The organism is Flavobacterium terrisoli (assembly GCF_030167905.1).
GTDB lineage: Bacteria > Bacteroidota > Bacteroidia > Flavobacteriales > Flavobacteriaceae > Flavobacterium > Flavobacterium terrisoli.
In genome coordinates, this window is record NZ_JARGNA010000002.1 from 162,628 (window position 1) to 185,914 (window position 23,287).

At 38.2% G+C, this 23,287-nt stretch carries 11 protein-coding genes; 7 read left to right on the top strand and 4 right to left on the bottom strand.

Features of this window, described 5'->3' with window-relative positions; translation table 11 throughout:
• Positions 1 to 1,548 precede the first annotated feature (1,548 nt).
• Both P1K33_RS02850 and P1K33_RS02855 read left to right on the top strand, forming a co-directional pair.
• A complete protein-coding gene (locus P1K33_RS02850) occupies positions 1,549 to 4,719 on the top strand; it encodes a T9SS type A sorting domain-containing protein (RefSeq protein ID WP_284651350.1) in 3,171 nt (1,056 codons plus the stop codon).
• 314 nt (positions 4,720 to 5,033) lie between these two features.
• Positions 5,034 to 14,483, top strand: a complete 9,450-nt coding sequence (locus tag P1K33_RS02855; RefSeq protein WP_284651351.1) for a DUF8202 domain-containing protein — start codon at positions 5,034 to 5,036, stop codon at positions 14,481 to 14,483.
• A gap of 96 nt (positions 14,484 to 14,579) precedes the next feature.
• Here P1K33_RS02855 and hisS read toward each other — a convergent pair whose 3' ends face one another.
• A complete protein-coding gene (hisS, locus tag P1K33_RS02860) occupies positions 14,580 to 16,223 on the bottom strand; it encodes a histidine--tRNA ligase (RefSeq protein ID WP_284651352.1) in 1,644 nt (547 codons plus the stop codon).
• 100 nt (positions 16,224 to 16,323) lie between these two features.
• On the opposite strand from hisS, the gene P1K33_RS02865 reads away from it, so the two are divergent.
• Positions 16,324 to 17,568, top strand: coding sequence for an ABC transporter permease (locus tag P1K33_RS02865; protein WP_284651353.1), 1,245 nt, complete (start codon positions 16,324 to 16,326; stop codon positions 17,566 to 17,568).
• Here the strand turns inward: P1K33_RS02865 and prmC are convergent.
• Positions 17,559 to 18,416, bottom strand: coding sequence for a peptide chain release factor N(5)-glutamine methyltransferase (gene prmC / locus P1K33_RS02870; RefSeq protein WP_284651354.1), 858 nt, complete (start codon positions 18,414 to 18,416; stop codon positions 17,559 to 17,561). The genes P1K33_RS02865 and prmC overlap by 10 nt on opposite strands.
• Entirely contained in the window at positions 18,417 to 18,902 is a 486-nt protein-coding gene (locus tag P1K33_RS02875) for a GNAT family N-acetyltransferase (protein ID WP_284651356.1), read from the bottom strand.
• A 107-nt stretch (positions 18,903 to 19,009) separates the two neighbouring features.
• On the opposite strand from P1K33_RS02875, the gene ribD reads away from it, so the two are divergent.
• Genes ribD through P1K33_RS02890 form a run of 3 tightly spaced genes read left to right on the top strand, consistent with a single transcriptional unit; the run spans position 19,010 to position 21,277 of the window.
• On the top strand, positions 19,010 to 20,053 hold the full coding sequence (gene ribD / locus P1K33_RS02880; protein WP_284651357.1) for a bifunctional diaminohydroxyphosphoribosylaminopyrimidine deaminase/5-amino-6-(5-phosphoribosylamino)uracil reductase RibD: 1,044 nt from the start codon (positions 19,010 to 19,012) through the stop codon (positions 20,051 to 20,053).
• Positions 20,046 to 20,654, top strand: coding sequence for an HAD family hydrolase (locus P1K33_RS02885; protein ID WP_284651358.1), 609 nt, complete (start codon positions 20,046 to 20,048; stop codon positions 20,652 to 20,654). Before ribD ends, P1K33_RS02885 begins: the two co-directional genes overlap by 8 nt.
• An 11-nt stretch (positions 20,655 to 20,665) precedes the next feature.
• Positions 20,666 to 21,277: an IMPACT family protein gene (locus P1K33_RS02890; RefSeq protein ID WP_284651359.1), complete on the top strand. Its 612-nt coding sequence runs from the start codon at positions 20,666 to 20,668 to the stop codon at positions 21,275 to 21,277.
• On the opposite strand, the gene P1K33_RS02895 is transcribed toward P1K33_RS02890, so the two are convergent.
• Positions 21,264 to 21,662 carry an acyl-CoA thioesterase gene (locus P1K33_RS02895; RefSeq protein WP_284651360.1) on the bottom strand — a complete coding sequence of 133 codons (399 nt, stop codon included), beginning with the start codon at positions 21,660 to 21,662 and terminating at the stop codon, positions 21,264 to 21,266. The two genes, P1K33_RS02890 and P1K33_RS02895, sit on opposite strands and share 14 nt — an antisense overlap.
• A 187-nt stretch (positions 21,663 to 21,849) precedes the next feature.
• Between P1K33_RS02895 and dnaA the strand changes: the two genes are divergently transcribed.
• The gene (gene dnaA / locus P1K33_RS02900; RefSeq protein ID WP_121311646.1) at positions 21,850 to 23,277 is read left to right on the top strand and encodes a chromosomal replication initiator protein DnaA; all 1,428 of its coding nucleotides are present in this window, start codon (positions 21,850 to 21,852) and stop codon (positions 23,275 to 23,277) included.
• Positions 23,278 to 23,287 lie beyond the last annotated feature (10 nt).

Below are 23,287 nucleotides of genomic sequence, written 5' to 3' on the forward strand. Positions count from 1 at the left end.
GAAAAGATCGGGTTGAAACAATAAATTTTAAGAACTTACGTTTTAATGATATACGTTGAACGATTTTATAGAGCGTTTGTCGTGTTTATTTTGCAACACAAATTTTATTCTATAGATTTAAATGTTCAGTAAATTTTTACTAATGAACAATTTTAGGTACTACTGTTGATAAAGTTGTTAATATGTGAAAAACGGTCTAAATTTTGAAATGCATAAAAATATCATACATTTGAAAAAGAAAGGGACAACGTCCCGTTGTCCCTTTTCAATCGACGCTTAGGCTATGTTCTCAAACTTAATGGGGGTTGTATTAAACAAAGCCGGCATATCTGTTTGTGCTTTTTGCGTCTACCCTCCAGGTAATTACCTGGTTCTTGTTATCGTCACCGTTCTACGAACTGTGATTTTAACTGGAATTCTAATGGTTCTTGTTATGGATCGCATAATTTAAAGAAATTAGAATTAAACATTATTTTTTGCGCAGTCGGCGCGCCACCGAAAAAAAGAGGTATTACGAGTACCTCTTTTTTATTTTACTTAATATGACATAGACACATTGTTTGCATTGTTATTATTAATATCAACCGTGACTTTTCTATTTGCGATAGCCCATTTCAACAATGTTTCCACTGAATTGTTGAAATTCCTATTTTCTTCCTTTGCAAGTCTATTAATGTCCTGCACCGTTGTCTGTTCAAGACGAACTGTCTTACTCAGAGTTGTTTGAGATGTTTTTAGGTTTTCAGTCATAATGATTAAGTATTAAAATGTTAACTTTGATTTTTACTAAATTACATTGAAATTCTATTGTCTTGCAATTGGGTGCAAATAAGTTTTTAACAATGTTAAATTTTTGTGCTTTTTACCGTTAATCCTTTTAATAGCAAGACTTAACAACCCGAAAACCAATGAAAGATATTAACAATTTAACACCGTTTAGACGTTGGTGTACTTTATTACATATTTAGGTGCTGTTATTGTAAATTTATCGCTGTGTATTAATACTGTCAGATAAGAACAATATGAAAACCGTTGAAGATTTAAGAGATTTGGATAGTTTACTTGACTTCAAAGTGAAAGGAAGTGAAATTAGGATAATTTAAAAAAATAATTATATTAGCAAACTAATTTAGTACACAAAACAGTACACGATTTTCTACAAATCAAGTAAAAAAAGGATTATATTGGTTTAAATATCAAATTCATAACCCTGAGGTCGAGAGTTCAAATCTCTCTCTCGCTACAAAATTTAAAGGCTCGGAAATTTCCGAGCCTTTTTTATTCTTCCGAACTAAGTTTATTACAAAAACACCTCAACATTCACCTTACATTTTTTTAAAGTCCATTGATAATCAAGAGCAATGGGAAGATTAATTTCATTTTTAATTTTGTAAGTTTTTTATATTAAATATATTTAATATTGTGTATTTCATCGATTATTTAAAGCTTTTTGTCGATTGTGTATAGTTTTTTCCTAATTTTGAAATGTCAAATAAACAGATGAAGTTCAGCTTCATTTTAACAATCATTAACTAATCCCAAAAAGTTATGAAGAATACAGTACTTAACCTACACAGAAACTATTTCGTTCTAATTGCGTTATTAATAACGTCAATTACATTTGGTCAGGATTTATTCGATTCAAACGGAACGGTAATTTGGAATGCTACCACAAACAGCGGCTACAATAACAGTGTTCGCTTCATTGGTAGAGATGACAGTATTAGCTTAAACCAAAAGCAAAATACTACAAGTAACCCTTATGTTGGTCTGGGCACAATTGCCCTTTCCAATGCTGCCAATACCAATACTTTTGGTGGTGACAGAAGATACCTCGTTTGGGGTGATAACGGAAGTTCGATGAATGATTCGGGAACTGACGCTACAATCACTTTCGCAGGCGGGACAGGTGTAACAACTCTTGTTGATCTTCCAAACAAAGTATGGAAAATAGTTGAAACTGGTGGTGATGTTACCAGCACTAAATTGTCTTTGCCAACTACAGACTTTAGCGGCTTACCAGCTTTATCCGGAAATGATGCCTATGTTTTGATTGTGGCGAATGATGCGTCATTTACTTCAAATGTAGAAACCGTATTTCTTTCCGTAAACGGATCAAGACAAGAGGCTATTTATGATTTTGATGGTACAAAATTTTTCACTTTTGGAATTGCACATCAAAGTACTTTCTCAAGACACGCTACTTTAGACGGATTGGACGATGTTATCAAGTTTGATGCTGTTAACAATCTGACTCCAAATTTCACTATGATGTTTTGGATGAGACCAACCGGTCAAAATGGGTTGGCAACCGACAGAACAATCGTATCTAAGTACAATGGGACAACAGGATACAGAGTGTTTTTATCAGCCAATAACAAACTAAATGTAACTTGGACCGGAGCATCATTGACTTCAACAACCGTATTACCAAATAATGAATGGCATAATATTGCCATTATATCTAATACAAATTCGACAAAGTTATATATTGATGGTGTTTTAGATTCTTCGGCTACTACTGCTGCTGCTGCTGTAAATACCAATACCTTTTCTTTGGGTGCTGAATACAGAAGCAAATCGGACATTAGAAATTACTTCAAAGGAGAATTGGATGAGTTTAGGCTTTGGAACAAAACTTTAAATTTATCACAATTAAGATTTATAATCAATCAGGAGATACTTGGAAGCGGACTTGAAACGATTGGCGCAGTTATTCCATCTTCAATAGCCAAAAATGATATTTCAGGTTTAAAATGGAAAAGTCTTGTGGCCTATTATTCGATGAACAACTTCATAGGTTCGACAATCAATGACGATTCCTTTAACAATTTCAGAGGTAGCTTATTATCAACGAATCAAGTTAATTTTTCTCAACAAACGGCCCCAATGCCCTATCAATCTGTCGCAGATGGTCTTTGGAACAGTGCTTCAACTTGGGCTAACGGTTCGATACAACCTTTACCGAATGATGCTTCTATAGTAAGTGCATCGACCAAAATAGTTTGGAATATTGTAAAAACCAGTCACAATATAAATTCTAATTTGGGAGCTACTTTATTAGCCCTTTTTGTAGACAGCAATACACTATCAGCTACTGTTGACTCAAAAATTGAAGTATCACATTATTTAAAATTAGACGGAAAAATTGACTTAGTCGGTAAATCACAATTGCTTCAAACTGCCGGAAGTGATCTAGACGAGACCAGCTCAGGATCTATTGAAAGAGACCAACAAGGTCAGTCTAATATCTACAACTATAATTATTGGTCATCACCGGTAAGCAGTATAAACAGTTCACAAAACAATGCTTCTTTTACTGTTGCTGAAGTCATGAAAGATGGAACAACATCTACGCCTCAGGATATAACCTGGTCTCCGGGAATAGACGGATCACCAACCAGCCCAATCACCTTGGCTAGCTATTGGGTTTTTAACTTCCAGGAATTAGGTGGTGGCGTTGCCAATTGGGGTGCCGTAGGAGAAAGTGGATCACTTTTACCGGGACAAGGTTTTACTTTGAAAGGTTCGGGAGCTGCTACACCAAAACAGAACTATACTTTTGTTGGAAAACCAAATAATGGCAACATTACCTCAACTGTTTCTCCAAACAATCTAAACCTTGCTGGTAATCCTTATCCTTCCTCTATTGATGCAAACTTATTTATTGATGATAATGCATCAAGTATTGTAGGAACTTTATATTTCTGGGAACATTTCTCTACGAATAACACTCACAATACTGCACAATATCAAGGCGGATATGCAACTTATACCAAAACAGGTGGAACTGCCCCAGTATCAGTTAGCGGTTTAGGTTCAAGCAGCAGAGTACCGAAAAGATACATTCCGGTTGGACAAGGTTTCTTTGTAACCGGGAGTGCTACAGCTGGAACCATTACCTTTAGAAATAACCAAAGAGTATTTGTCAAGGAAGACCATGCCAGATCTAATCAATTGTTCAGATCAACTTCTAACCCGGCAGTAGCAGATTCTGATGCATCGGGAGATGATAATCCTGTTGATGAACAATTTATCAAGCTGCATTTAGGTTTTGACTCTGCAGATAATTATCACAGACAAATTTTGCTTGGATTTATGAACCAATATGCTACTTCAGGTTATGATAATGGTTACGACGGAATGAGTATTGAGATGCTTACTAACGACATGTATTTCTTAAACAATGAGACCAGATGGAATATTCAAGGTGATGGTTTTTTCAATACGAGTAACATTTATCCGCTTGGGATTAAAAATGCAACTGCCGGAATTGTGAAATTTGGCATTGACAGCTCAGAGAATTTGGATGAAAGTCAGGACGTTTTTATCTATGACAATGTAACCAATGAATACCATAACATCAGAACAGAGAATTTTGAAATTGAATTGCCTGCGGGAACTTATGATAGTCGATTCTCACTGCGTTTCCTAAACACCAATGCTTTAGGAACAAATCAAAACGAATTACAAAACAACATTACTGTGATTCATTCTCAATCTAATGAGATGATTACTATCCACAATGAATCGTTGGAAGTGAATGTTAAATCTGTGTCCATATACAATTTGATTGGACAAAATGTAACCCAATGGAAATTAGAAAATCAAAATCAAAGTAATTTACAATTACCGGTGAACGATTTAGATTCCGGTGCTTACATTGTAAAAGTGAACACAGACAAAGGCAGTACCAGCAAGAAAATCATAATTAAATAGTTAAATAAATTATATTCAAAAAGAAACTCCCATAACAGGGAGTTTTTTTTATTTATATCCGACAAAAAACCCTCAATTCTTTTTAAAACAGCTCTTAAACAGATCTATTCCCTCTTACTTTTTTTGCTAAACGGCTCTTAATCAATTGCAAATAAAACGTAAGGCAAATATAATTTTTGTAGGTTTTTTATACTTAATACATTTACAAATATGCATTTCATCGATTATTTTGTGCTTTTTATCGATTTATTGAACAATAACTCTAAATTTGAAATGTCAAAATAAAGCAAGTCACATACTTAAAAAAATAAGTCATGGAAAAAGCACAAATTAAATTAGGAAAAAAATACATAACGCTAATTGCATTCTTTGTAATTAGTCTCGGTTATGGACAATCACAAATTATCTATACCAATTCAGGAACTTTTACTGCGCCAGCTGGAGTAACTACAATCCAAGTAGAAGCTTATGGTGCCGGTGGTGGTGGTGGTTATGGTGGAACCTCAAACAAAGACGGCGGTGGCGGTGGCGGTGGCGGTGGCTACTCTAAAAATACTGCTGTAGCTGTAACTGCAGGAACAACTTATACCATAACCATAGGTGCTCTTGGAGCAGGTTCTACATCGAGTGCAACCCCAAATGGTACAAGTGGAGGTAATACTACTGCTGTATTTGGTGCAACAACAATAACTGCTTATGGTGGTGTTGGAGGTTTTGGTTATACCAATGGTGGCGCCGGAGGATCAGGTGGTACAGGCTCAACCTTTAATGGTGGTGCTGGTGGTGCCGGACTGAATGGTGTTGGTAGTGGCGGTGGCGGTGGTGCTGCCGGTCCTACAAATAATGGAGGCATTGGTTCTGTACCAACTGGTGGAACAGCTGGTGGTGGTAATGCAGGTGCCGGAGGTAATGGTACAACTGCTACGAGTGGTGCAGGTTCATCTTCACTTACCAATTATGGTGGTGGTGGTGGTGGCGGTACCAAAAACTCTGCCGGAGGAAATGGTGCGCCTGGATATCTTAAAATCACTTATACATGTTCAACCTATGCTTTAACTAGTGCTACTACTTCGAATAGTCCTTTATGTGGTGCTTCAGCGGCTACAGTTACTCTTAACTCTTCTTCTTTAGCTACCGGACCTTATACTGTAACTTATAACCTTAGTGGCGCAACAACCGCTACCGGAAGTACAGCAACAATGAACTTTACCGCTGGTAGTCCCGGAACAGGAACTTTTTCTACATCAACATTAAATCTTGGATCCACAACGGTAACAATAACAAACTTAACCTCTTCATACTGTAATAATAGTATTAGTGCTTTTAATACCACAAGTATTACTGCCAACTCAGCACCTACAGCTGTTTCAGGAACCGCAGTTACTGCATGTTCTTCTAATACGGCGATTGCAATAACAGCAGGTTCAAGTGCTACAAATTATACAACGGTTACATGGACTTCAAGCGGAACTGGTACGTTTACCAATGCGAATTCATTAACAACGTGTACTTACAATCCAAGTGCAGCTGATATAGCTGCAGGAAGTGTAACTTTAACTTTAACGGCATCCAATCCAGGATGTAGCAATGCAATGTCATCTAAAACCTTAACATTGGTTACAGCGACTAATGCAGTTGCAGGAACGGCCATAACAACTTGTGCAACCAATGGAACTCAAAACATTACAGCGGGTTCAAGCGCCGCTAATTATGCCTCTGTAGCCTGGACCTCAAGTGGTACCGGTACTTTTGCCAATGCAGGTTCATTAACCACCTGTACCTACACACCAAGTGCAGCTGATATTGCAGCGGGAAGCGTAATTTTAACATTAACAGCGATAGGAAACACTCCTTGTGGAAATGCAACCTCTACAAAAATATTGACTATAAGCAGCCCAATGAACGTGTCAGCTGGTGATAACACTACTGTATGTTCTTCGTCCGGCGCAATCAACATTGTTGGAGATTCAACAGCTACAAATTACACTACTGTAACATGGACCTCAAACGGAACAGGATTTTTTACAGATGCCAATTCAATGACGACTTGTACCTATCAACCGAGCGCAGCAGATTTATCTGCCGGAAGTGTTATACTAACCCTTACTGCTTCAAATGCAGGATGTACAAGCGTTTCTTCAACCAAAATGTTAATATTTGCTGTTGATCCTATAGCAAATTCAGGAACAGTTGTAAATGTTTGCTCTGATGTAGCTTCCAACCCAGTTAACGTTACTGCCGGAGCCTCGGCATCAAATTACGACACAATCGAATGGTCATCAAACGGAACCGGTACTTTTTCTGATGCTGATTCATTAACTTTAGCAACCTATACTCCAAGTGCTTTAGATATTGCACACGGAAGTGTTACCATATCATTGACTGCACATGGAATAGCTCCATGTTCAAGTGTAACTTCAAAAAAAGGATTAATTTTTAGAAATCCTGCTACTGCTGTTGCCGGTGCTGATTTTATTGCTTGTTCAACTGCAACAGCTATTAATGTTACTGATGGTTCAAGTGCTACTAATCATGTCACTGTAACCTGGACCTCAAACGGAACAGGAACATTCGCTAATGCTGATTCATTAACAACTTGCACCTATACTCCAAGTGCGGCTGACATAACAGCCGGAAGTGTAATTCTGACACTTACCGCTTCAAATTCAGGTTGTGCAGATGCTACATCAACTAAAGTATTGACATTTGTAACTGACGCAACTGCTACTGCAGGACCTGCTTTAACCGTTTGTGCTGCAGACGGAATGGTTAATATTACTGCAGGTTCTAGTGCTGCTAACTATACATCTATAGCTTGGAGCTCAAATGGAACAGGTGACTTTAGTGATGGTGATTCATTAACATTTGCAACTTATACACCAAGTGCCGATGATATTACAGCAGGAAGCGTAATTTTAACATTGACAGCAACCGGAAACACTCCGTGTTCAAATGTAATTTCAACAAAAACATTGACAATAAGCAGCCAGTCTACTGCTGTAGCTGGTGCAGATTTTTCTGTTTGTCATGCTGCGGGATCAATCAACATTGGTGCAGATGCTAGCGCTACTAACCAAACAAATGTTGTTTGGACCTCAAATGGAACCGGAACTTTGGCTAATGCCAATTCAATAACAACCTGTACTTATACTCCTAGTGCTGCTGATTTAACAGCCGGAAGTGTGATTTTTACACTTACTGCTTCAAATAGCGGTTGTAGCGATGCGATCTCTACAAAAACGATGACTATTGCTCCGCTTCAAACAGCTGTTGCCGGAACAGTGATAAACACTTGTTCTACTGCAGGTGCAGTAAACATTACTGCTGGTTCTAGTGCGACTAACTATACTTCTATTGCCTGGACTTCAAGCGGAACTGGTACCTTTACAGATGCCAACTCGCTAACTTTAGCTTCTTATACTCCAAGTGCTGCTGACATAACTGCCGGAAGTGTAGTATTAACGCTTACAGCGACCGGAAATGCTCCATGTAGCGATGTTACTTCAACAAAAAACATGATTATTGAATTAGGACCAACAGCTGTAGCAGGTTCAAGTTTTTCAACTTGTTATTCAGCTGGCGCAATCAATATTACTGCAGGTTCTAGTGCTGCTAATCAAACAAGTGTGATTTGGACATCAAACGGAACCGGTACTTTGGCTAATGCCAATTCGTTAACAACTTGTACTTATACGCCAAGCGCGGCCGATATTACCGCTGGAAGTGTGACTTTCACACTTACGGCTTCAAATGCCGGTTGTGCTAATGCCATCGATACAAAAACAGTAACTATTAGTATACTTCCTACAGCTGTTGCCGGAACTGTAGTAAACACTTGTTCTAGCAATGGTGCAGTAAACATTACTGCGGGTTCTAGTGCGACCAACTATACTTCTATCGCTTGGACGTCAAGCGGAACGGGTACTTTTGCCAATCCAAATTCTTTAACAACTTGTACTTACAATCCAAGTGCGGCCGACATAACTGCCGGAAGTGTAACATTAACGCTTACCGCTAATGGAAATGCTCCATGTGCTGCAGTTACTTCAACAAAAAACATGGTTATTAGTGTTGGCCCAACTGCTGTAGCAGGTGCAAACTTTTCAACTTGTTATACAACGGGTGCAATCAGTATTACTGCGGGTTCTAGTGCGACTAATCAAACAAGTGTGGTTTGGACATCAAACGGAACCGGTACTTTGGCTAATGCCAATTCTTTAACAACTTGTACTTATACCCCAAGTGCTGCCGATATAACAACAGGAAATGTAACTTTTACACTTACTGCTTCAAATGCCGGTTGTGCTAATGCTACTTCAACTAAAATCCTAACTATCAGCTCACTTCCAACAGCAATTGCCGGAATTGCAATTAACACTTGTGCTACTGCAGGTGCAGTAAACATTACTGCTGGTTCTAGTGCTACAAATTATACTTCTGTGGCTTGGACATCAAGCGGAACTGGTACTTTTGCCAATGCCAATTCATTAACAACTTGTACTTACAATCCAAGCGCGGCTGATATTACTGCCGGTACTGTAACATTAACGCTTACGGCTAATGGAAATGCTCCATGTGCTGCGGTTACCGATACTAAAGTATTAAATATAAGCAGAATAATGACTGCTGTCGCAGGACCATCATTTACCGCTTGTTCTGCAAATACTGCAATTTCAGTTACAACTGGTTCTAGTGCTACTAATCAAACGCTTGTAACTTGGACATCTAATGGAACTGGTACTTTTACTAATGAAAATTCTTTAACAACTTGTACCTATACGCCAAGTATTGCAGATATAACTGCCGGAAATGTAATTTTAACACTTACTGCTTCAAATGTGAGCTGTCCAAACGTAACTTCAACTAAAACCTTAACTTTCACAATTGCTCCATCAGTGGATGCTGGTTCTGATATTGCTACTTGTTCTACTTGTGGTACAGTAAATATAACAGCCAATTCAAGTGCTTCAAATTATACCTCTATCGTTTGGACATCAAGCGGAACAGGAACATTTACAAATCCTACTTCATTAACTGCTTGTACTTATACTCCAAGTGCGGCTGATATTACAACCAGTTTAACTCAGGGAGGTATTACATTGACATTAACAGCAACCGGAAGTTCTCCTTGTTCTTCTACTATTTCCACAAAAATGCTGGCAATCACTTCACAAACATTTACGTCTTCAGGTACTTTTACTGTTCCTGCAGGAGTTTACCAGGTAACTGTTGAAGCTTGGGGCGGCGGTGGAAAAGGTGGAGATGGATTGAACGTAGGTAAAGTTGGCGGTGGCGGTGGCGGTGGCGCTTATGCTTTAAAATCTGTCGCTGTTGTACCGGGATCAACTTATACGGTAAATGTCGGATTAGGAGCTACTAATGCTACTAATGGTGGAGACTCTTGGTTTATTGATACTTCAACTTTCCTTGCCAAAGGTGGTACTACCGCACTTGATAATGCCGTTGCCGGTGGTGCCGGTGGTAGTGTTGCAGGCTGTATCGGAGATGTTACATCAAGAGGTGGAAATGGTGCAAACGGCGTAAGTGGATCATACGGTGGTGGTGGTGGTGCTGGTGCAGAAGCTGGCGAAAACATGGGCGTCGATGCAACTATAAACTTAGGAGCTATTGCTACCTGTAATGGTGGAAATGGTGGAAATGGATATACGTCTCAAAACGGAGATGGATCACCGGGAATAACTCCAGGTGGCGGTGGCGGTGGCGGACGCAGAAACGGAAACAATGGTGTAAACCAAGGTGCTGGTGGTCCTGGTGCTGATGGAAAAGTAATCATCAAATGGCCGGTAAATGCTTTGCCATCAACCATAACAAATGCACCAGGAGGTGTAACCTCAAATTTACAATTATGGTTGCGTTCTGATTTATTAAACGGAACTACAACAGTAGCAGATAATACTCCTGTTACTACCTGGTATACTCAAGCCAGAGGTGCTAATGCTATTAAACCTGCAGCTGTAGGTGCTCCGGTATATCGTAATAATTCAGCCTATAACATTAATTTTAATGCGGTAGTTGATTTTACTAATCCTTATAACACACCTTCACAGGTTTATACCGACATGAACAGTTCAAGACAATATTTAAAAGGAACTAATGGTTATTATTCTGAAGATACCTTCGTAGTAGTTATTCCTGATGTTACGGTAACTTCTGCTTTGAACAGCATGGATGTATTCGCCGGAAAAAGTTCTCCTTGTGCTCAAAACGTTAAAACTGGTATCTCTTATGGTAATGTTGACACTCGTTTTACTAACGAAGTACTATCTTATACTACAGGAACAAGCACATCATACGGAACCGCAGAAGTTAGTACAACTACACAATACAACAGACCGGGAATTATAAACATTAGAAATAATTCAGGAAACACAGGAATGCAATTGTATTATAATGCCAATAACATTGCAACTACTGAAGTGAATGCAGCCAAACACAGAAACATCTATGACAGTCAATACTGGATTGGAAGAAGTGAGGCTTGGGATGGAAGTTTGGATGGAAGAATTGCTGAAGTGATTACCTATAGCTCAAGAAAAAATGACGCTACGGAAAGAAACAAAATTGAAAGTTATTTAGGTATTAAATACGGAATAACATTAGGCGTAAATGGTACTTCACAAAACTATATTGGATCTGACGGAACCATTCTATGGAATGCCTCGACTAATGCCGGTTATAACTATGACATTGCAGGAATTGGAAGAGATGATGTTTCAAAATTGAATCAAAAACAATCTAAAAGTGTTAATGCTAATGCTAATGTGACTATTGGATTAGGAACAATTTCAAGTACAAATACTGCCAATGCCAACGCCTTTGATGCTGATAAAAAATATTTAATCTGGGGTGACAACGGTGGAAACATGAGTGATTCCGGAACTGACTTAACCATTACTTTTGGTGGTACTTCAAATGTTACAACATTAACAGATGTTCCAAATAAAAAATGGAAAATCGTGGAAACAGGTGGAGATGTAGCTAAAGCTAAAGTGGCTATACCAACCACAGCTTTTGCAAGTTTGCCGGCTTTATCAGGAAATGACGCTTATGTAATGATTGTTGCTTCTGATGCTGCTTTTACAACTGACTTAGAAACAGTGTTCTTAACAACCAATGGTTCTAATCAGGAAGCTGATTATGATTTTGACGGAGCTAAATACTTCACTTTTGGAGTAGCCCATGAAAGCGTTTATTCAAGACATGCCACTTTTGATGGTACTGATGATACGATGAAAGTGAGCAACGCTAACAATCTGAACAGTACTTTTTCAATGATGACATGGGTAAGACCAACAGGTGCAAACACTTTGGTTAACGACAGAACAATTGTATCAAAATATAATGGTACGACTGGCTTTAGAGTGTATTTATCTACAAACAACAAGGTAAATGTTTCTTGGGCTGGTGGAACAACTTTGACTTCGGCTACGACTTTACCAAATGCAGAATGGCATAATATCGCTGTGATTTATTCAAGTGGATCTATCAAGCTTTATATCGATGGTGTATTGGATTCAACAGTTAACTCTGCAGCTCCGGCTTCAAGTACCAACACTTTCTCTATCGGTGCTGAATACAGATCTAAATCAGATACCCGTAATTTCTTTAAAGGAGATATCGATGAATTCAGATTATGGGATAAAGCCATCACATTAACTGAATTAAAATTTGTAATGAACCAGGAAATTCTTCAAAACGGCACCGGCACAAAAGGGGCTGTTTTACCAACAACCATTACAAAAAATGACATCAATACTTTAAACTGGAGCAATCTTCAGGCATATTATTCAATGAACTCATTCATTGGAACACACATCAATGATGATTCGCAAAACAACAATAGAGGAAATGTATTTTTACCAAACAAAACAACGATAACGGTACAGTCTTCTCCTCAGCCATATCAAAGTTCAACTGATGGTGCATGGTCTAGCACAAGTACTTGGTCTAACGGAACTATCCAACAATTGCCAAACAGTACTTCAATTGTTGACGGTACTACTGCTATCGACTGGAATATCGTGAGAACCGCTAATAATGTTGAGTCTACAGGAAACAAAACGGTTCTTGGATTATTGGTTACTGCTAATACTTTAAGCGCTACAAACGATACAAAAGTTGAAATATCACATTATTTGAAACTGGACGGGAAAATTGACTTGGTAGGCAGATCCCAATTGGTACAAACAACCAATAGTGATTTGGATGTAACCAGTGCAGGTTCTATCGAAAGAGACCAACAAGGTCAGTCGAATACCTATAACTACAATTATTGGTCTTCTCCGGTAAGTACAATCAACAATACGACCATCAATCACGGATACACTGTAGCCGATGTGATGAAAGACGGAACCAATGTAAACAACATTCAAAGTTTACAGTGGTCTGGCGGAATAGACGGTGCTGCAACAAGCCCTATAACAATCGCTAGTTACTGGATATTCAAATTCCAAAACTACACCAACGATTATGCAAACTGGTCTGGAGTTGGTCCTTACGGAACACTTTTAGCCGGTCAGGGTTATACTATGAAAGGTTCAAATGCTGCTACTGCAAATCAAAACTATACGTTTGCCGGTAAACCGAATAACGGAACAATTACCTCAGCAGTTTCAGCCAACAACTTAAACCTTTGTGGAAATCCGTTTGCTTCAGCTATTGATGCCGATAAATTTATCGATGATAATGTGGCAAGCATCACCGGAACATTGTATTTCTGGGAACATTACGGTACTAACAATACCCACGTTACTGAACAATATCAAGGTGGTTATGCCACTTATACCAAAGTGGGCGGAACTGCTCCAGTTGCTCCTGCCGGAGTTAGTGGTTTAGGATCAAGCAGCAAAACAGCTAAAAGATTCATCCCGGTTGGACAAGGTTTCTTTGTTACCGGTTCAGTAACTGGTGGTACAATCACTTTCAACAACAGTCAAAGACTTTTTGTAAAAGAAGACAATGCCAGTTCTTTTACATTGTTCAGAAACAATAACAACCCAGTGGTAAACAACAATCCTGATTTCAACAATTCAGAGGATACTTTCACCCAAGAGCAATTCATGAAATTAAGATTGGGTTATAACTCAGCCGATAATTACCACAGAGAAATACTGTTAGGCTTTATGAATGAAAACGCAACCAGCGGTTGGGATAATGGTTATGATGCCTTGAGCATTGAAGACTTAACCAACGATATGTATTTCCTAAATGCTGATACCAAATTGAACATCCAGGGTGACGGTTATTTCAATGTGAATAATATCTATCCGCTTGGTGTGAAAAATGAAACTGAAGGAACTGTGAAATTTGCTGTAACCAACAAAGAGAACTTTGACGATAGCCAGGATATCTTTATCTATGACAATGATACACAAATCTACCACGACATCAAGTCTGAGGATTTCGAAATCAACTTGCCTGCCGGAACTTATGATACAAGATTCTCATTGAGATTCCTGAATCCTGAATCTTTAGGCACAGATGAAAACACATTACAACATGGTATTGGTGTTACGCACTCACAAGTAGACAATATGGTAAACATCAATAATCAGTTACAGGAAGTTTCGATTAAATCGGTGGCGCTATACAATTTACTTGGACAACAAGTGATTTCATGGAATATCAAAAACCAAAATCAAAACGAAATGCATTTACCGGTTAGCGGAATAAGCGCTGGCGGATATGTAGTGAAAATCATCACCGACAAAGGTGACATCAGCAAGAAAATTCTAATTAAATAGTTTTTTATACTTTTTTTGACACTAAAAAGCGCTCCGCTGAAAGTGGAGCGCTTTTTTAACCCTTAAGCCCTAAACCTATGCTACTATTATTAACCCTTAAGCTAATTTCGCTAAAATACCCGATAGATCAGTTTCCGATTGTTCGCCGGATATTAGGTTCTTCAAAATAAAAGAATCACCATTAATTTCTTTGACCACAAACGGAATGCTTCTTCGTTCGGCATGCTTGAATTGCTTGTCAATTTTAGCTGCATCAGGATATAATTCTGCTTTGATGTTTTGGCTGCGTAAAAAAGTAATGGCTTTCATCGCTTCAAATGCATGGCTTTCGCCAAAATTTAAAAACATCACTTTGGTTGAAGTCGTTACGGTTTGTGGAAACAAATTTAATTCTTCGAGCACCAGATAAATTCGGTCAAGGCCAAAAGAAATGCCCACGCCGCTCATATTTTTCAAACCGAAAATGCCGGTCAGATCATCATATCTTCCGCCGCCGCCAATCGAACCCATCGCCACGCCTTCAGGTGCGGTCACTTCAAAAATGGCTCCGGTATAATAATTCAAACCACGCGCTAAGGTCACATCCAAATCCAGATTGGCTTTTTTCAAGCCTAATTTGGTCACGTTGTCACAAATAAAACGCAGTTCTTCAATTCCTTTTTTACCATCTTCGGAAGTAGAAAGCAAACTTTCTAATTTGACTAATTTCTCGGAAATCGTTCCGGTGAAACTGAACAATGGTTGCACTTTCGACAAAGCTGTTTCCGAAATGCCTTTCTCCATCATTTCCTTTTTAACGCCTTCCTCTCCTATTTTGTCGAGCTTGTCCAAAGCCACGGTAAAATCAATCAGTTTATCCGAGGCGCCAATTACCTCAGCAATTCCCGATAATATTTTTCTATTATTAATTTTAATAGTCACGCCATTCAATCCCAATTCAGCAAAAACAGCATCGTACAATTGCACCAATTCGACTTCCTGCCACAACGAAGTGGAACCAACCACATCGGCATCGCATTGGTAAAACTCCCTGAATCTTCCTTTTTGCGGACGGTCGGCACGCCAAACCGGTTGTATCTGGTAACGCTTAAACGGAAACTCAATCTCGCCTTGGTGTTGCACAACATAACGGGCAAATGGTACGGTTAAGTCATAACGCAAAGCTTTTTCGGAGATCGGCGTACTCAATTTTCTTGATTGAGCATTAGATATAAAGACACCGTATATTGTCATAGAAAAAAGACTCAATAATTCGTTATCAGAACTTTTAAGTTGCTCTAATAAATCAGGTCTTTGTAAAAAATGTGCTACTATTATAGAATTTAATTCATGCTTAAGGTTTGCATAATCTATTTTTTCTGAAATAGGATTACGTTTAAATGCATCTTCTACTGCTTTTGAAGTCAATGCTTCAATAAATTCTCGATAATTATCATTTCCAGGAAATTTATTAGCAAAAAATTGTAGATTATAGAGTATTGTCTTTATAATTTCTACTAACGACTTATTAAAAGCATCGAAAAAATCACCACTATTCAATATCTTAAAAATCAAACGGTCACCTTCTTCCCCATATTTTCCCATTAAGGTATCGGAATTTTCAAACGATGGCGTTTCTATCGGTTGGTAACCAAAATTCTCAAAATGATTGCGCATCACCGAAATAATGTAGTTGCGCTTGGAAACCTCTGCAGGTGAAAAATCTCTGGTGCCTTTTGGAATACTCGGTTTTTGTGCCATTGGAATTATTTTGTATTGAATGTGCAAATATCTATATTTTTATAGACTTAATATAACTCTGCTTGTAACAAAAGCTGTATTTTAGTGTCAAATTACCGTTATGATTGGATTATTCAAAGAAAATGTAAAAATTGCACTGGGTTCGATTCGGACGCAATTGCTCCGAACGATATTAACGGTAGTCATTATTGCCATAGGAATCACCGCTTTGGTGGCGATTCTAACGGTAGTTACCGCACTTGAATACAACCTGAACTCGAGTTTTGCCTCGATGGGTTCCAATACCTTCAACATCAATCAATACGAATCCCGAAACAGAAGCCGTGGCGGTGACGAAGAAGAAGAAATCAATCCAACCATCACTTATCCACAAGCCAAAGCTTTCAAGGAAAAATACAATTATCCATTGACGCAAACGTCACTTTCGTTTACGGCAACATCCAATGCCGAAGTAAAATTTGAAAACCAGAAAACCGATCCGGAAATCTCTGTTTTAGGGATTGACGAATATTTTTTGCCCAATTCAGGTTTGGAAGTGGTTCAAGGCCGAAATTTCAATTCGTTTGACATATCTAACAATGTTTATGCCTGTGTGGTTGGTTCCGACTTTGCTACAAAAGGCTTACTCAAAGACACCAATCCAATCGATAAGATCATTTCGGTTCGCGGTGCCAAATTCAGGGTCATTGGTGTATTAAAGGAACAAGGCTCCACTTTTGGAAACAGCAAGGATTTGCGCGTGATGATTCCGATTCAGGTAGCGCGTTCTATGTTTTCAGCGCCCAACATCAACTACTACGTGAGTGTGATGATTGCCAAAAAAGAATTCTTAGACGAAGCGGTTGACAATGCGGTTATAACGATGCGAAAAGTGAGGAAACTGAATCCTGTGGAAAAAAATAATTTCGGTATTTCCCGAAGTGACGATTTGCTCCACAAAATTGGAGAGATAACCGGCTATCTGAGCTTTTCTGCCTGGGTTATAGGTATCATTACCATCGCTGGTTCGTCCATTGCGTTGATGAACATTATGATTGTTTCGGTAACCGAAAGAACGCGTGAAATTGGCGTTCGAAAATCACTTGGCGCCAAAAAGCGCACCATTGCTTTTCAGTTTTTTATAGAAACTTTGACGATTGGTCAAATCGGCGGTTTGTTTGGAATTATCTTCGGAATATTAATCGGGCTTTTACTGTGCAGTTTATTCGAATGGGATTTTGTGATTCCGTGGGGTGCGATGATGGCTGCTTTTATCACCAGTTTTATTGTGGCCGTGGTTTCGGGATTGTATCCTGCGATTAAAGCTTCTAAATTGGATCCGATTGAAGCCTTGCGTTATGAGTAATCGGCTGAAATCATTCTGTCGTTACCATAAATATCCTTAATCAACTTAACATTTTTGAAGCCAAAACTTTCAACCAACGCAACGGTTGCTGCCCCGAGATACTGATTGATTTCGAAATACAATTGTCCGTTTGGGTTCAGGTTCTTTTTGGCCAATTCGGTAATTTTCCGGTAAAAAAGCAAGGCATCATGATCTTCTACAAATAAGGCCAAATGCGGTTCGTATTCTAAAACATTCGGGTTGATTTCCGCTTTTTCCAAATTCCGTACATACGGTGGATTGGAAACGATGATGTCGAATTGCTGCTGCAAATCTTCGGTTTCCAGAATGTTTTTCAACATAAAATGGATTTCCACTTTATTCAATTCTGCATTTTTTTGGGCTGTCGCCAAAGCTTTCTCCGAAACATCAATCGCATAGACTTCAGCATTCGACAAATTTTTCTTCAATGCAATCGGAATGCAACCGCTTCCCGTTCCGATATCAAGAATTTTTAGTGGATTTGGTGATTTGGTGATTTGGTAATTCGATATAATTAATTCCACCAACTCTTCCGTTTCCGGACGCGGAATCAAAACGTTCTCATTGACCAAAAATGGCAGACCATAAAACTCGGTTTCCCCTAAAATATACTGAATCGGTTTTTGGTTTTTTAAATCCGAAACGATGTTTTTCCATTGTTTCAGATGGATTCCATCGAGTACTGTTTCGGGTTTTAGCGCCAAATCGATGCGCTTCATGGCATGCAGCTTTTCCAATATCAAATAAAAGAAACTCTCGATTTCCTTTTCATCATACAAGGAAGAAAGTTCCTGAAGAAATGTGGTTCTGTAGTTTTTGAGTAACATCTATAAATTCTTAATCATCCAAACCGGGCATGTCGTATGACCGGTATTGCCCATAGGCGAACAAAGGTATTCAAAACCCATTTTCTTATATAAACTTTGGGCAGCCAGCATTTCGGGCAAGGTTTCGAGATAACATTTTTCATAACCAAACTCGTCAGCTTTTTCCAAACACTTTTGAATCATTTGCGAACCGATGCCTTTCCCTCGTGCTTCGTGCAAAAAATACATTTTCTGCAATTCGCAGATGTTCTCATTTGAGTTTTCCAATTGACTTACACCTGCGCCACCGATAATTTTACCTTCATTCTCGACTACAAAATAAGTCGAGCGCGGTTTGTCATAAGCTTCAAACATAAAATCCAATTGCGCATCGGCAAAGGCCGTTCCTGTTTTTGGGAAATCATCAACAATAAAAACTTCTCTAATTACCGCTGCAATCTGTTGATTGTCTTCCTTTTTGATTTCTCTAATTTGTATGCCACTCATTCTAAAAGTAATGTCTTATTTTTGTGTTGTGAAGATACACGAAACGCTAATGAGAAACAAGTATTAAATAACAACTTTAATGGCGTTCCTGACGACCTTAGGCAAAAATGAAATCGACGGAAGAATTTTACATAAATCGCTGCATTGAATTGGCCAAAAATGGTTTGGGTACCACCTATCCAAATCCGTTAGTCGGCAGTGTTATTGTCTGTGACGGCAAAATCATTGGCGAAGGCTGGCACCGAAAAAGCGGTGAACCACACGCCGAAGTTAATGCCATCAACTCAGTAAAAGATAAATCGTTGTTGACCAAATCAACCATCTATGTATCACTCGAACCTTGTAGTCATTTTGGCAAAACACCGCCGTGTTGTGATTTGATTATCCAACATAAAATTCCAAATGTCGTTGTCGGAACTATTGATCCAAACAGCAAAGTCGCCGGAACCGGAATCAAAAGATTAATTGAGAATGGTTGTCATGTTATTGTGGGTATTTTAGAAGACGAATGCAACGAATTGAACAAACGCTTCTTTACTTTTCATAATAAGAAAAGACCATATATCATTTTGAAATGGGCCGAAAGCAAAGATGGCTTTATGGCACCGTTGACCAAGGCAAAAAAGGAACCGGTTTGGATTTCAAATCCATATTCACGCCAACTGGTTCACCAATGGCGTAGTGAAGAACAAGCCATTTTAGTGGGCACAAAAACCGTTCTGGATGACAACCCAAAGTTGGATGTTCGCGATTGGACCGGAGAGAATCCGATTCGCATTATTTTGGACCGAACCGGAAAAATAAATGAGGACTATTTTGTGAAAGATGGCCAAACCAAAACCATCATTATCACCGAACAAGAAAATTTAACATTTGACGAGAATCGTATTTATGAAAGTGTTATCTTTGATAAGCAGCTAACCAAAAATATTACCGACATTTTATACAAATACGGCATTCAGTCTATGATTGTTGAAGGTGGAAAACAAACACTACAAACATTTATAGATGATAATCTTTGGGATGAAGCTAGAGTTTTTATTGGTAATATTTCCCTAAACGAAGGCACAAAAGCACCTTTGTTAAGTGGAATTTCCAAAACAACTGACATAAAAGGTGACCAACTTAAACTTTTTTTAAACCATGATTAACACTATTATTTTCGATTTTGGCGATGTCTTTATCAATCTGGAAAAGGAAAAATCGATTGAAGAGTTTAAAAAGTTAGGTCTTGCTGGGCCAAATGAAGAATTATTGGCACATAATGATTTGTTTGAAAAAGGGCAGATAACCGATGTGCAATTTGTGGAAAGTTTTCACAAATTCATTCCCAATGCTTCGATTGAAGAGATTACCAAAGCCTGGAATTCTGTTATCGGGGATTTTCCTTTGTACCGTTTAGAGTTTTTGCAATTGTTATCCAATAAATACCGTTTGTTTCTTTTGACCAATACCGACTCGATTCACATCAACCGTTTTGAACATAAAGTAGGCATGTCTTTTTACTCCGATTTTTACCGTTGTTTTGAAAAAGTATATTACTCTTATGAAATGGGCATGAGAAAACCGCAACCGGAGATTTTCACGGCAATCATGAACAAACACGACTTATCGCCCAAAAGAACCTTGTTTGTAGATGACAAAAAAGAAAACACAGATGCAGCGGAAAAACTTGGGCTTCATGTGTGGAATTTACAGGTTGGCAAAGAAGATGTCATCAACTTATTTGACCAAAAACACCTGCCTTTTTAAACCCAGTTTCATTGAAAGACACTTATAATACCATTGCCTCACCTTCGGCAGAAATTCTCTTTAAAGAAAAAAACAGCAAGTTCTTTGGTTATACTTTTCCGGTAACCAATGAAGCCGAAATCAAAATCCATTTAGACCAATTGCGAAAGCAACATCCAGGCGCAGGACATTTCTGTTATGCATTCCAACTCGGAACTGAATCGGTGACTTTTCGTGCCAATGATGACGGCGAACCCAGTAATTCTGCAGGAATGCCCATTTATGGCCAAATACAATCTTTTGAGGTCACCAATATATTAATAGTAGTCGTTCGGTTTTTTGGTGGAGTAAAATTAGGCGTTGGCGGATTAATATCAGCTTACAGAACAGCTGCACAATTGGCCCTCGAGGAATCAGAAATCATCGAAAAAACCATTGATATCCATTTCTCAATTTCCTTTGATTATAAAAACATGAACAAAGTGATGCGCATCATCAAAGAAAAAAATCTGGAGATTGTGAATCAAAAAATGGATGAAAGCTGTCAAATAGAAATTGCCACACGAAAAAAAAATGCCGAAAATATATTCGACATTTTTAATAATTTATTTGAAATTGAGATTAAAAAATTTAATCATTCATGATGTCTAAAATGTATTGTGGAGGCGCAATAGGTTTTCCCAAATTTATATCCACAAAAACAAGCAAAAAATGAGCAGTTGTTAATAACTCATCCTTTTCATTGCGAATTTCACAATCAAATTCTATCTTCACTGAGGATTGACTTTTGAACTTTGTTATCACTGTAAGTAAGTCGTCATAACGTGCTGGCTTTTTGTAATTTATCGTCATGGAAACTATAGGCAATGCAATTCCGCTCTCTTCAAGTGATTTATACGAAATCCCTTTGTTTCTAAGCCATTCCACGCGTCCCATTTCAAAATAAGGGACATAATTTCCGTGGTAAACCACGCTCATTTGATCGGTTTCTGAGTAGCGAACCCTAACTTGAATCTGATGTTCTTTCATCTGTTTTTTTTGCTTTTAATCTAAAATCTAACTTCTCCCTACAACAATATTTTTAAAAAATCAATACCATTTAAATTTTTTTTAACGAATTTTATTCACATATTTGTTATCCCGAAAAACGTGATGATTTTCATCACTGTTTATGTCAAAATAACCTATCAATAATTACTATAATTTTAACCAAAATATGAGCAAAACTGCGCAATCGGTATGGGAAAACTGTCTGGAATTCATAAAAGACAATATTCAAGAGCAAGCTTTCAAAACTTGGTTTGAACCGATTAAGTCAGTTGAACTTACAGACAACGCTTTGTATATTCAAGTTCCTAGTAAATTTTTCTACGAATGGCTCGAAGAACACTACGTTAAATTATTGAAGGTAGCGTTAACCAAAGAACTCGGAAAAAACGCAAAGTTACTCTATAAAATCAAAATGGAAAACACTTATGGCAATAAACAACCGTTTACGGAACAATTGCCAAGTGCTCACCGTAGCCCGATAAAATCGCAAGACGTTGATGCTCCGTTTAAAAACCTGAATCCTGAACTGAAAAATCCTTTCGTGATTCCGGGTATCAGAAATTTAAAAATCGAGTCGCAACTGAATCCAAATTACAGTTTTGACAATTTCCTTGAAGGCGATTCTAACCGTTTGGCGCGCTCTGCCGGTATGGCTGTAGCCAACAAACCGGGTGGAACATCCTTCAACCCGTTGTTGATTTTTGGTGGCGTTGGTTTAGGAAAAACCCATTTAGCGCATGCTATCGGGGTTGAAATCAAAGACAAATATCCTGAAAAAACAGTTCTGTATATTTCTGCTGAAGTATTCACGCAACAATATATTGACTCGGTTAAGAAAAACAACAGAAACGACTTTATTCATTTTTACCAATTAATAGACGTGTTGATTATTGACGACGTTCAATTCCTTTCAGGAAAATCAGGAACGCAGGATGTATTCTTCCATATCTTTAATTACTTACACCAAAACGGAAAACAGGTAATCCTAACTTCGGACAAAGCACCGGTTGACATGCAGGACATCGAACAGCGTTTGTTGTCGCGTTTCAAATGGGGATTGTCTGCCGAGTTGCACCAACCGGATTACGAAACCCGTATTTCTATCTTAAAAAACATTCTGTATCGCGATGGCGTTGAAATGCCGGAAGAGATTGTAGAATATGTAGCCAGAAACATCAAATCTAATGTGAGAGAATTAGAAGGTGCTATCATTTCCTTGATTGCCCAATCGTCTTTCAACAAAAAAGAAGTGACGTTGGATTTGGCCAAAAGTGTGGTAGAAAAATTCGTTAAGAATGTAAAACGCGAAATCTCTATCGACTATATCCAAAAAGTAGTTTCTGATTATTTCCAATTGGATGTAGACACTTTACAATCCAAAACCAGAAAACGTCACGTGGTTCAAGCCCGTCAATTGGCGATGTTCTTTGCTAAGAAGTTTACCAAATCTTCTTTGGCCAACATTGGTTCGCAAATTGGAGACCGAGATCACGCTACCGTTTTACACGCTTGTAAAACCGTTGATAACCTGGTTTCTACAGACAAACAATTCAAAAAATTTGTTGAAGATATTCACAAAAAATTATCTCTGTAATTTGCTTTTT